Here is an 11,808-nt window from a genome sequence, read left to right on the forward strand (position 1 = left end):
TCAAATACATGCATTCGTTCCATGCACTTATTTTACCCATTTTTCAGTTTTTTCATCCTAGTTCAACCATTTGAAAAACCGGGTGATTGTCACCCGGTTTTGATTAGACTTGCTTTAACAGATTGGCCATCTCGATGGCAGAAGTCGCCGCTTCCCACCCTTTGTTGCCTGCTTTTGTTCCTGCACGCTCAATCGCCTGTTCAATCGTCTCCGTCGTCAACACGCCGAAGATGACCGGGACTTCGGATTGATAGCTCGCCTGGGCGATCCCTTTTGCCGCTTCGTTACAGACGTAATCAAAATGCGGGGTCGCACCACGGATGACGGCTCCGAGCGTGATGACCGCGTCGTATTGTTTGCTCATCGCCATTTTTTTCGCGACGAGCGGGAGTTCAAATGCTCCTGGGACGAAGGCGAGCGACACATCCTCTTCCTTCACTCCATGACGTTTCAAGGCATCCTTCGCCCCGTCAAGCAGACGCATCGTGATCAAGTCGTTGAACCGTCCGACGACGATTCCAATCTTTAAGCCTTCTCCAACTAAGTTTCCTTCAAATGTATAGGTCATGTCCATGTTCCTCCAATATGATTCATTTTGAGTTGTTTCGTCAGGCGATACGATTCGTTTGCTTCATGCGCACCGACATGAATCGGAACGCGTTCGACGACTGTGATGCCACATGATTCCAAGGCATCGACTTTATCGGGGTTGTTCGTCATGAGCCGGACACGGGTGACGCCAAGATCACGAAGCATCGCCGCGCTCACCCGATAGTCCCGAAGGTCCGGATGAAACCCGAGTGCCACGTTCGCCTCGACCGTATCCAATCCATTCTCTTGAAGGGCGTACGCCTTCAGTTTGTTCAACAGTCCGATGCCTCGCCCTTCTTGACGCATATAGAGCACGATGCCCGATTCCTGCTCGATTCGTGCCATCGCCGTGTCCAGTTGCGGACCGCAGTCACATCGGAACGAACCGAAGACGTCACCGGTCAGACATTCGGAGTGAATGCGAACGAGCGGGACCTCCTCAAGTGTCTCCGTCACGAGCGCCACATGCTCTTCACGGTCCATTCGATTCTCATACCCTATCATGCGAAACGTTCCTTTTGAGGAAGGTAGGGACACGTCCGCAACACGTGTGACGAGGTTCTCCTCCATATATCGGACTAACGCTTCGATAGTGATGAATGCCAACCCGTGGCGTTCAGCGACTTGTACCAAATCAGGTACGCGTGCCATCTCCCCGTCCTCTCGAATGATTTCACAGATGACCGCGACCGGCTCACTTCCTGCGAGTCGCGCCAGGTCGACAGACGCTTCGGTATGACCTCGGCGAACGGAGACGCCTCCCTTCTTCGCAATGAGCGGGAACAGATGTCCAGGACGTTGAAAATCGGATGGATGGGACGATGGGTTCGCTAACTCACGAACGGTGTGAGACCGTTCACTCGCCGAGATACCAGTCGTCGAATCGATATGGTCGACACTGACCGTGAAGGCGGTACCGTGTGGGTCTGTACTGTTCGTCACCATCGGCGCGAGGTCGAGACGAACTGCCACTTCTTCTGCTACGGCGCTACAGACGAGTCCTTTCCCTTCCGTGATCAAAAAGTTCATCGTTTCCGGTGTCATCTTGTCACCGAGTACGACAAAGTCCCCTTCATTCTCACGGTCCTCATCATCCACGACGATGATGGGACGTCCTCGTCTCAGTTCCTCAACCGCCCGTTCAATCGAATCAAACATTACCATCCCGCCTTTCCATATCCTTGTTCCGCCAAAGACTCGAGCGTCATCTTCGACTGCCCGACGACCTTTTCCATATATTTTGCTAACAGATCACATTCTAAATTGACTAAATCACCCGTCTGTTTCATCCCAAGCACGGTCTCGCTGTATGTGTGTGGAATCAAGGACAGGGTAAACCCACGCTCTGACACGTCAAACACAGTCAAACTCGTTCCATCTACAGATATCGAGCCTTTCGGGACAATGTAGGAAAGGAGCGCGCGGTCACACTGGATATCAACATAGACCGCATTCGCGAGAGGACGTTTCTTCGTGATTCGCCCGACCCCGTCGACATGACCGGATACGAAATGTCCGCCAAACCGTCCGTTCGCCGGCATCGCTCGTTCGAGATTGACAGGTGTTCCAGGCTTGACCCCATCTAGACTCGATGCCTTCAATGTTTCTGGCATGACATCGACAGAGAACGTCGCGTCATCGAACGTCGTCACCGTGAGACAGATCCCATTCACGGCAATGCTGTCCCCGAGCTTCACATCCTCAAGCACTTTCACAGCGGACAAAACGAGTCGTAAAGATGGTCCGTTGCGCTTGACCGCTTTGACTGCTCCGATTTCTTCTACGATTCCCGTGAACATCAGAGCGCCCCCTTTCGAAGGACGACTTTCAGGTCGGGTCCAATCGTTTCGACCTGATGAATCGTAAAACGGGATATCCCATCGATCGTCCCTTCCTGCTGTGAGCGATAGACGCCATGCTTCCCACCGAAGACCCGTGGTGATTGATAGGCGACCCATTCATCCACGTAGCCTCCGTCAAGAAGTGAGGTGACAAGCGTCGGTCCTGCCTCGATCAACACACGCCCAATCCCATTTGCGTATAGCGTCTCAAGAACCGTGCCGAGTGACGTATAATCGAATAATTCGATACTGACGGCTTGAGCTCGTTCACGTCGTTCTGCCTCATCTGACGAAGTGAAGAGGAGCACCGGGACGTCTTCGGCGGTACGTGCTAACGTACTAGCGAGCGGTAACCTTAGGTCACGGTCGAGCACGACTCGTTTCGGCTGTCGCGTCACGCGGTCCAATCGAACCGTAAGCGATGGGTCATCCGCGAGCACCGTTCCAATCCCGGTCAAAATCGCATCGACCGTGGCACGAAGTTCATGCACATCACGACGGGCTTCCGAACTCGTCACCCATTGACTCTCCCCCGTCTCTAAGGCAACTTTCCCATCGAGGCTCGTTGCCGTCTTCAAGATGACGTATGGTCGTTTCGTCTCAAGCGACCGCAAAAATGCCGGATTCAAGGCACGCGCCTCTTCCTCAAGTAGACCCACATCGACTTCGACACCGGCCGCTTGCAGGCGCACGATCCCATTGCCTGCGACGAGTGGATTCGGATCTTTCATGGCGACGACGACACGTTTGATGCCCGATTCTACAATCAAATCGGCGCACGGAGGTGTCTTACCGTGATGCGAGCACGGTTCGAGCGTGACATATAAAGTCGCCCCGGATGCAGCCGCACCGGCCATTCGAATCGCATGCACTTCAGCATGTGGTTCGCCCGCCTTAAGGTGGGCACCCATTCCGACGATACGCCCGTCTTTCACGAGAACGGCACCGACGAGTGGATTGACACCGGTCTGTCCATCGGCTGATTTCGCCAATTGAATGGCCTGTTCCATGTACTGTTTCATCGTTCTCCCTCCTTTTTCCGTACAAACAAAAGACCCTAAGGAGCAGTCCTTAGGGTCTTGGTGGGAGGGTTTCGTCGAATTTTGGCAAGCCAAATAAACGTTTTCTATACAGAAAAGCGTACGACGAAGCACAGGTCACGTGGACCTGTTTTTTGTTCCTTCTCCCATCCAGACTATACTGTCGGCTCTAGAGTCTCACTAGATCCACCGTTCGCACACGTGCGCCCGGGTCACGGACTTAGGGCATAGGCCCATCACCGCCGGTTGGGAATTTCACCCGACCCCGAAGGAATATTTGTTTGTACAGGTTTACTGTATCGCAATTGTTTTTATTTCGCAAAACAAAAAACGCTACTCGTGAGAGTAGCGCCTCGATTATGCAAGAAAGAGGACGACGAGAAGCCCGACAATCCAGCAGTAATATGAAAAATACTTCAATTCGCCTTTTGCCATGATGTGCTGGAACCACTTCAATGAAATGGCGGTCAACACGTATGATGCGATAAATGCCAAAAGGAGCGGACCGAACAAATCACGCGTGTCTGGGTTTGTGAACAACGTCGGACCGTCCAAGATCATCGTCCCGAGACTAATCGGAATGAACAGGAAGAACGAGAACCGAAGCGCGGATTCCTGTTTGATCCCGAGGAGCATCGCCATGACGATAGTCGCCCCGGACCGGCTGATCCCAGGAATGAGCGCCACAGCCTGAGCAAGTCCGATCAATACGGCGTCACGTAGCGTAATGCCACCGTCGCCCTTGTTTCCTCGCATGTTCCGGATGAACCAGAGGGCGAGTCCCGTAATGATGAGTGTATAGCCGACTGTCGCCACGCCACCGAGCACCTCGGCGATCCAGTCACCAAACAGGACACCGAGCACACCGGCCGGAACGGTCGCGACAAGTAACAGCCCGATGAACTTCACGTCGACCATCGTCTCATTCGAACGGTCTTTCTTAAATAAAAACGTCCACAAACTCATGATGAGACGAACGACGTCTTGACGATAGATTGTTAAAACCGCAAGAAGCGATGCAAAGTTTACGAAAACTTCAAATGACAATCCCGGCAAGTCAATGTTAAATAGTTCTTGGAAGATGACAAGATGTCCGCTCGATGAAATCGGGATGGGCTCTGTGAACCCTTGAATCAATCCAAGTAACGTATAAAATAACCAAACTGTCATAGTGATGATCCTCTTTTCTGTTTTTCACTCAATGCGGCTATTTTAGCAGAATCGGTCTTTCATTGACCAGCCATTAAAATTTTTTTGCCGTAATTTCAATATTTGATTGATTAGTCTGAAAATTAAATTTATTATAGAAGGGTACTCATCTGGAGCGAAGGCGATGACCCCAACTCTCCAGCTGGGTACTTTTTTATAAAAATATTACAAATTTGGGTGATTAAAACTTTATGTTTACATTTCTCTCGAAATTCGATTTAATTTGTAATAGAACTGTTACCATTTTTTGAAATTATCAACTGCGACTTTAGTCCTATCCAATTCCTAGGAATTGTTTAAAATTTTTCAAAATCACGTTAATAAATCCGAAAAACAATCCGATAGTATGATTGTAGGAGCATTTTTTTATCTTTGTCGGTTCAGATTTGAGTCCACGGAAGGAGGAACCATCATTGAATCAAACGCTATCCACTAAATCCCATCACTTGTCTACCGAACAGCAAAGGATGATCCATTGCATTCGTCTTCTCGGGGACTTGTTGAAGGAACGTCCACGCCGTTCTGTCTATCGCCGCTTCGCAATGGAACAGAATTGGCCGTCTCCTGAGTCGATCATTCGTCAGTTCGGGTCATGGGCTGAGGCACTTGCCATCGCAGGCTATGAATGGCATGGAGAGTCAACCGTCGAATTGCCAGACAAAATGCCGAAGTATACACGCGAGGACATCATCGAGACGCTCGCCATTTATTCGCGAGACATGGGCTCGATCATCACCTTGAAGAAGTATCAGCAATGGCGAAAGCTCCATCCGAAGGCACCGAGCCATTATCATATAGTCAAGACGTTCGGTTCGTGGCATGATGCCTGTGCCGAGGCAGGACTTGAGGCGAGTGTGACCTATTCGAAAACAGAACTCTCGAACGCCCTTCGTGAAGCCATTCAGGAAATGGGCTTCTCGCTCTCATTCGAAGCTTACCGTGAATGGGCAAAGCGCAACAACAAACCTTCAACGAAAGCGATCTTGCATCGCTATGGCTCCTGGTCAGCCGCCGTTCATGCGGTTGAATCTGAACTTTATAATACGAACTCATAATCATTTCATACGAAAGGAGGATCCACCATTTTGGGGATCCTCCTTTCATCTGACCTCTGTCGACAGATCATGATAGTGGGCGACACGATCTCGCCCGTTAAATTTCGCCCCGACATACATGGCCCGGTCCGCATGTCGCAAGACTGTATCGAGGTCTTCATATTCATAAATCGTTTCAATCCCGATACTCGCCGTCACCGTGATGCGCGTGCCTTCTGTCCCAAAATCATGGCGCTTCAAGGCGTTTCGTATCTTTTCGCCGACCAGATTGGCGGCCGCCTCATCCATTCTCGGGAAGACGAACACGAACTCTTCGCCTCCGTAGCGCGTCACCAAGTCCGTCGCTCGAACATTGCGAGTAAAGAGTTGACCTGCTTCAATCAACACCTCGTCCCCGAATGCATGACCGTATGTGTCATTGATCGATTTGAAGTGGTCCAAATCGATCAAGAAAACAGAGAGCGGATAGGACGCCACATCGTTCAAACGTTCTTTCGTCCAACGTCGTAGTGCCCGCTGATTATGTAATCCCGTTAACGGATCTGTCAAACTCTCGTGTTGCAAACGTTTGCGTTCATCGATGCGTTCGATTGACCAAGATAACGTCTTGAGGAGGCGGTTCACTTCAACCGCAATCGGAGTTTCGTATGCCCCGTTTGCCGTCGTCGATACCATGCAGCTGACCGCCGTCTCCGCTCCCCAAACGGGTTGGATGACGAGCGCCGAATGGTGTAGTTCCTGTTGGTTTCGCTGCAATTCAGGATGCCATTCATGGAGCGAGTCATAGACGAAACACGGTTCGTCCTCATCATGATACCGTTCAATCGTGAAGGCATCCGGCACACTCGGGATGACGCGACCGGTCATATCATAAAACGTCCGCTCCCCTTTTCGATTGACCTGTAGCCAACCACGCTCCACTTCGACGATATCACGTAGACCGTTCCAAAACTTTTCAATCAACAATTGCTCGCTGTCCACGCGGTACAGCTGTTCTTTCAAGCGTTCGACTTGATCGACTCTCGACTTGGTTTCTTCCGTCTCGGTCGCTTTCGACATCGTCATCTTTAGGACAGATAGTACGAAGAACGTGACGATGAGTCCGACATAACCGAAGACGAGATACGACTCGATGGCAATCATCGAGAACAAAAGCTCGAGTGACACGACGAGCCAATCAAAGCGAATCAATCGCCACATAATCGGGAACGGGATCCGTTCTCCAACCATGAAGTAGGATAAAGCAAAACTCATCGTCAAGACGAGGAACAAGGTGCCTAAAAACGCCAACATCGCCACGCCTTGTTGCATCAAATGAATCGGCTCTCCGATCCGTCCACCGAGAGCGATATAGGCGAGCCCCGGCAACAGAACGAGCAGACATTCAATCACCGTGTTGAGCGGATAGAAATGAAGGAACCTTCGTCGCCCGACGCGACGATTGAAGGCTCGCGCCTGAAACGTGAAGAGGAGCAATTGCCCCATCAACAGTGCGGGCGCCAGTCCGTATAAAAAGAATGTGATAAAGACAAACATCTCATGGAACGTGAAGTGAAGATGTCTGCGCTTTAAAGGATTCATGACGAACAATGCCCCAAGCGTATAGATGAACCAAAACAACGGCCAGTCGAACGCCTCAAGGTTTTGGAAAGTCAAATACGTCACTCCCGTGAAGACGAGCGTCCACGCGAACCAGCTCCGAACTAGGTACTTCCGAAATCGCATCGTCTTGCCCCCTTTTCTCGTTCATTTTTTCTAGTATGACCCGTAATGCAAAAACATTCCAGCAATTGTTTGAAAGTTGAGACAATGAAATATTGAAATGATTCCCAATTTGATGTTTCGCTTTTCTAGATGTCGGCAACAACTTGGATAAAGGGGGCTAACCATGGACTTTTCTCTATTTCTGATCACGTTTTTGATCATCTATTCGCTCACTATCACACTTCTCTATTTGCGGAAACAAAAGAATACGTAAAAGGGCGATCCTCGTAGGAGGACCGCCCTTAATCATTATTTCGCTTTCAAATAAGAAATTCCAATTGACCCGGATCCCGTATGCGCCCCAAGAAGTGGTGCGAGTGTATCAACTCTGATCGGAATCGTGTCACCGAGTTGTTTTTTCCACTCCTCAGCAAGCTCAGGGACATTTCCGTGGAAAATCGAGACGTCCTGACATTCACCGGACTCGATTGCCGCACGTAACACTTCGAACAAATGGGCTTGTGCTTTCTTGTATGTGCGGACCGTTTGATACGGGACAATCAAACCGTCTTCGAATCGAAGTACAGGTTTCAATTGAAGCATGTTCCCGATGAGCGCCTTCGATTTAGAGATTCGACCGCCTTTTTGCATCTGCGTCAAGTTTTGAAGCGTCAATTCGATGCGGACGTCCTCGACGCGCTTCTTCATGTATGCTTCCACGTCTTCAAGCGCATCGCCTCTTTCGACGCGTTCAATCAACTCCTCGAACATGAGTCCCATCGTATAGATACCTGCCCGCGAATCGAAGGCGAGCAACTTGAACTCCGCAATCTCAGCCCCTTGAACGGACGCCGAATACGTCCCACTCAGTTCAGACGATAGGTGAATCGCGATGCCCATATCGTACTCTTCTTTCAATTTTTCATAGAGTGTGACGAAATCCCCGATCGCGGGCTGACTCGTCGAGACGCGCTCTCCCGCGTCAATCCACTCGTAAACCGTTTTCGCATCGACTTCGATTCCATCTTTATACGGCTGGTCCCCTTTGACGACATAGAGCGGGACAATGTGGATGTCAGGATGTTGCGCTAATGCATCTGGAAGGACAATCGTGCTGTCCGTGATGTAAGCAATCTTCATAAAGAGTTCTCCCTTAAAAAAAGTTTTTAGTACCTGGTTATATTATTTTATCACAGGTGAAGCGGTTTCACTATTTTTTCAAAACATCCTATGTGTAGCTCGTCCAATCACTTCTCGAAAAGGGTATACCTTAGATAACAGATAAAGGAGGCGTGTGTGGCATGATCGAACTACGGAACGTCAGCAAAATCTATAAGACAGGCGACGTGGAAACGGCCGCCTTGAAAGACATCGACCTCACCATCCGGGATGGCGCGTTCGTCGTGATCCTAGGTCCAAGCGGGAGCGGGAAGAGTACACTGCTCAACGTCATCAGCGGACTCGACACGGTCACCTCAGGTAAGATCACGTTCGGCGACACCGTGCTGACCGACCTATCCGTCGATCAGATGACTGCTTTTCGACGCGACCATCTTGGCTTCATTTTCCAACAATACAACCTTCTTCAAAACTTGACCGTCTATGAGAACGTACAAATTGGTTCTGACTTAACGAAAGACCCGCTGCCGATTGATGAATTGCTCGAACAAGTTGGGCTCACAGCGGCACGTGATAAATACCCCTATCAACTATCGGGCGGTGAGCAGCAACGTGTCTCCGTCGCCCGCAGCCTCGCCAAAAATCCCGCCATCATCTTTTGTGACGAACCGACGGGCTCACTCGACGAGGAAAATTCGAAGAGAGTACTCGAACTATTGGAACGATTGAACAAGACGTATCAAAAAACAGTCGTCGTCATCACACACAATAATGGAATCAGTGAGATGGCGGACGATGTCATCAAGATGAACTCCGGTCGAATCGTGGAGGTGACCCATCATGAGACCCGGGTCGCGGCACGTGACATCCATTGGGGATAAGGGGGTGGCGACATGCTGTATAAAAACGTCTGGAAGACATTAAATCGGAAGTGGATGCAACTCCTCGCCATCGCCATCATCATCGTCATGAGTTCACTCACGTACACGATGATGTTCTATGGCATCAGTGGAATCGAGGTCCCGACTGAAGAGTATCTGGAAGAATCGAATCAGGAAGACTTTGCGATTGACATGCTCAATCGGGTGACGGAAGAGGAGTTACGCGACCCCGCTATCGCCACGCTCGCGGAAACAGGAACGTTCACATTGGCTGACATCAAACAAGCCGATGCGGAAGTCTTCAATCGTCTGATCGCATCGCGAATCGCTGCCGTCGAACAGGAGATGCCGGATGCTACGATTGAACTCCGTGACTTAAAAGCCATCACCTACACGTTCGATGATATTGAACATCGGGGATTGATCGTCAAAGAATCAGACACGATCAACCGCTCCTACCTCGAAGCCGGTGATCGACCGAGCGCGAATGACGAAGTCGCCCTCAATAAAAAATATGCAGAGGAGAACGGTATCGACATCGGAGACACAATCGACATCGGCAAACCGTTCACGGTGAGTGGATTTGTCTTTTTTCCGGACTATACGCTCCCACTCTTCGATGATAACTTCTTCAACTTGGACCCTGGTTCACAGACCCTCCTCTTGATGACGGATGAATCGTTCGAAACATTCATCGGGCAAGAGTCTTTCCGACTGTCCGGGGTGACCGATCAAGCGATCAAGACCGACATAGACCTCCCGTTTGTCGTCTCGGTCATGGAGACGGAAAATATTATCCGAAGTGGTGCCATCTACAGTGAGATTTCATCCGGCAAGGCGATGGCGCTCGGACTCAGTCTCTTTATCGTTTCTATCGCTGTCATCATCGTCGCCATCCTGATCTCGAATATGCTCGAGGCGGAACGAGGACAAATCGGACTGTTGAAGGCGATTGGTTATAGTCGTCGGCAAATCGCATCGCCTTACTTGGTGCTCATCTTGGTTTTCGCATTCTTTATGCTCATCATCGGTTATTTCCTGGGGCTTTATTTCGCGAACCCGTTGAAAGAACTCTATCTCGACTTCTATCTTTTACCGTCCATCACCATCGCCCAAAGTCCACTCGTGTTCGTGACAGCCGTGTTCGCCCCGCTCCTCTTCTTTGCGCTCGTTGCAGGAGCTGTCATCTATAAAATTATGGGTGAGAGCGCCCTTGCCCTCTTGTCACCACGGGACAATGTCTCATTGAATCGACTCAGTCGACTTGTCAGTCGCCTGTTGAGACGGGCGAGTGGCAAGACGAAGTTCAAATATTTGTATGCCGTCAAGAGCACGGGGAGTTTTCTCATCTTCTTTCTCGGGATCCTCTTCTCGACGATTCTCATCGTTTTCGCCCTCATGATGAACGGCGCCGTCGACCGTATGACCGTTGGCGGATTGAACGAAGCGGTGTATGAATACGAGGCGTATACAGACGGGACACCGGTTTTAGAAGCGGGACAAGAACCGTTCCTCACCTATCCGTTCGCCTTTGTCGAAGATAACCTGATCACCTTGAAGGGACTAGACTTCGACAACACCTTGTTCCCACTCCAAAACGAAGATGGGGATGTGTTGACACTTGAACCTGACGGCCTTGTCGTCTCCTCCTCACTCGCGCTAAAACTCGGCCTCGATGTGGGTCAAGACATCGATGTCGCACTCGACGGGGACACGTTGACCTATCCCATCATCGGGATTGCCGATGAATTCTCCGGGGATTTCGCCTACTTGCCCCGGACGACGTTAAGTGAACTACTCACGGACGGGGCGACGGATGACCTGTTCAACGGCATCTATGCGACGGAGCGTCCGAGCGGATCCGACTATCTGACCATCCTGTCACGTCAAGGGTTGATCGATCAGTCCGAATCGATCAATCAATATATGAATTTCATGATGAACGTCTTGATTGGCGGGGCGTCCCTCATCGCTTTCAGCATCCTGTTCGTCTTGACGGCACTGACGGTCGAGAAGAACTATTACGTCATCTCCTTGTTGAAGGTGATGGGATATGAGAAACGGGAAGTCCGCTCCATGATTTTGAACAGCTACTTCATCTATGCGCTCATCTCTGCCCTCTTGAGCATCCCCATCGCCCTGTTGACGCTTCGGGTCATCATCGTCGTCTTTGCAGAAGATTATGGACTCGTGCTCCCACTTGAATTCGAATGGGTCTATATCGTCTATACGCTTGGTGCTGTCGTTCTCCTCTTCTTTATGAGTACGTTCATCAGCCGCCGAAAAATCGATCAAATCCCACTTCAGGAAGTATTGAAGACATATCAAGAATAATTCATGCCAAAATAGGGCATAATAAGAGATAGAC

10 protein-coding genes and 1 riboswitch are annotated in these 11,808 nt (G+C 50.2%); of the genes, 3 read left to right on the plus strand and 7 right to left on the minus strand.

All coding sequences use genetic code 11. The features are described 5' to 3' along the window. Positions 1 to 103: 103 nt before the first annotated feature. The 5 genes from ribE (OKS35_RS08020) to OKS35_RS08040 all read right to left on the minus strand — a co-directional run bounded on the left by ribE (OKS35_RS08020) (position 104) and on the right by OKS35_RS08040 (position 4,642). The gene (ribE, locus tag OKS35_RS08020; RefSeq protein ID WP_074036107.1) at positions 104 to 568 is read right to left on the minus strand and encodes a 6,7-dimethyl-8-ribityllumazine synthase; all 465 of its coding nucleotides are present in this window, start codon (positions 566 to 568) and stop codon (positions 104 to 106) included. Beyond that, positions 565 to 1,749, minus strand: coding sequence for a bifunctional 3,4-dihydroxy-2-butanone-4-phosphate synthase/GTP cyclohydrolase II (locus OKS35_RS08025; protein ID WP_074036106.1), 1,185 nt, complete (start codon positions 1,747 to 1,749; stop codon positions 565 to 567). Before OKS35_RS08025 ends, ribE (OKS35_RS08020) begins: the two co-directional genes overlap by 4 nt. Beyond that, positions 1,749 to 2,390 carry a riboflavin synthase gene (ribE, locus tag OKS35_RS08030; protein WP_214690585.1) on the minus strand — a complete coding sequence of 214 codons (642 nt, stop codon included), beginning with the start codon at positions 2,388 to 2,390 and terminating at the stop codon, positions 1,749 to 1,751. The genes OKS35_RS08025 and ribE (OKS35_RS08030) overlap by 1 nt, the downstream gene beginning before the upstream one ends. Beyond that, positions 2,390 to 3,454, minus strand: a complete 1,065-nt coding sequence (ribD, locus tag OKS35_RS08035; protein ID WP_214690584.1) for a bifunctional diaminohydroxyphosphoribosylaminopyrimidine deaminase/5-amino-6-(5-phosphoribosylamino)uracil reductase RibD — start codon at positions 3,452 to 3,454, stop codon at positions 2,390 to 2,392. Before ribD ends, ribE (OKS35_RS08030) begins: the two co-directional genes overlap by 1 nt. Positions 3,455 to 3,606: 152 nt before the next feature. Then, positions 3,607 to 3,749: riboswitch (FMN riboswitch) on the minus strand. 80 nt (positions 3,750 to 3,829) lie between these two features. Further along, the gene (locus OKS35_RS08040; protein WP_196431078.1) at positions 3,830 to 4,642 is read right to left on the minus strand and encodes an undecaprenyl-diphosphate phosphatase; all 813 of its coding nucleotides are present in this window, start codon (positions 4,640 to 4,642) and stop codon (positions 3,830 to 3,832) included. A gap of 452 nt (positions 4,643 to 5,094) precedes the next feature. Between OKS35_RS08040 and OKS35_RS08045 the strand changes: the two genes are divergently transcribed. Continuing rightward, on the plus strand, positions 5,095 to 5,736 hold the full coding sequence (locus tag OKS35_RS08045) for a homing endonuclease associated repeat-containing protein (protein ID WP_074036101.1): 642 nt from the start codon (positions 5,095 to 5,097) through the stop codon (positions 5,734 to 5,736). 45 nt (positions 5,737 to 5,781) lie between these two features. Here the strand turns inward: OKS35_RS08045 and OKS35_RS08050 are convergent, their stop codons facing one another. Together OKS35_RS08050 and OKS35_RS08055 are read right to left on the minus strand one after the other, a co-directional pair. Next, positions 5,782 to 7,461 carry a GGDEF domain-containing protein gene (locus tag OKS35_RS08050; RefSeq protein WP_214690582.1) on the minus strand — a complete coding sequence of 560 codons (1,680 nt, stop codon included), beginning with the start codon at positions 7,459 to 7,461 and terminating at the stop codon, positions 5,782 to 5,784. 288 nt (positions 7,462 to 7,749) lie between these two features. Next, the gene (locus OKS35_RS08055; RefSeq protein WP_264092813.1) at positions 7,750 to 8,580 is read right to left on the minus strand and encodes a DegV family protein; all 831 of its coding nucleotides are present in this window, start codon (positions 8,578 to 8,580) and stop codon (positions 7,750 to 7,752) included. 161 nt (positions 8,581 to 8,741) lie between these two features. Between OKS35_RS08055 and OKS35_RS08060 the strand changes: the two genes are divergently transcribed. Both OKS35_RS08060 and OKS35_RS08065 read left to right on the plus strand, forming a co-directional pair. Further along, complete coding sequence (locus OKS35_RS08060) at positions 8,742 to 9,440, plus strand: ABC transporter ATP-binding protein (protein WP_074036096.1); 699 nt, start codon at positions 8,742 to 8,744, stop codon at positions 9,438 to 9,440. A gap of 12 nt (positions 9,441 to 9,452) precedes the next feature. Further along, positions 9,453 to 11,774: an ABC transporter permease gene (locus tag OKS35_RS08065; RefSeq protein ID WP_264092814.1), complete on the plus strand. Its 2,322-nt coding sequence runs from the start codon at positions 9,453 to 9,455 to the stop codon at positions 11,772 to 11,774. Positions 11,775 to 11,808: the final 34 nt, after the last annotated feature.

Source organism: Exiguobacterium sp. N5 (assembly GCF_025842465.1).
In the GTDB taxonomy this organism is placed as follows: domain Bacteria; phylum Bacillota; class Bacilli; order Exiguobacteriales; family Exiguobacteriaceae; genus Exiguobacterium; species Exiguobacterium profundum.

Coding starts and splice junctions, on each gene's coding strand:
- ribE (WP_074036107.1), bottom strand. CDS start 568: ATGACCTATACATTTGAAGGAAACTTAGTTGGAGAAGGCTTAAAGATT.
- OKS35_RS08025 (WP_074036106.1), bottom strand. CDS start 1,749: ATGTTTGATTCGATTGAACGGGCGGTTGAGGAACTGAGACGAGGACGT.
- ribE (WP_214690585.1), bottom strand. CDS start 2,390: ATGTTCACGGGAATCGTAGAAGAAATCGGAGCAGTCAAAGCGGTCAAG.
- ribD (WP_214690584.1), bottom strand. CDS start 3,454: ATGAAACAGTACATGGAACAGGCCATTCAATTGGCGAAATCAGCCGAT.
- OKS35_RS08040 (WP_196431078.1), bottom strand. CDS start 4,642: ATGACAGTTTGGTTATTTTATACGTTACTTGGATTGATTCAAGGGTTC.
- OKS35_RS08050 (WP_214690582.1), bottom strand. CDS start 7,461: ATGCGATTTCGGAAGTACCTAGTTCGGAGCTGGTTCGCGTGGACGCTC.
- OKS35_RS08055 (WP_264092813.1), bottom strand. CDS start 8,580: ATGAAGATTGCTTACATCACGGACAGCACGATTGTCCTTCCAGATGCA.
- OKS35_RS08060 (WP_074036096.1), top strand. CDS start 8,742: ATGATCGAACTACGGAACGTCAGCAAAATCTATAAGACAGGCGACGTG.
- OKS35_RS08065 (WP_264092814.1), top strand. CDS start 9,453: ATGCTGTATAAAAACGTCTGGAAGACATTAAATCGGAAGTGGATGCAA.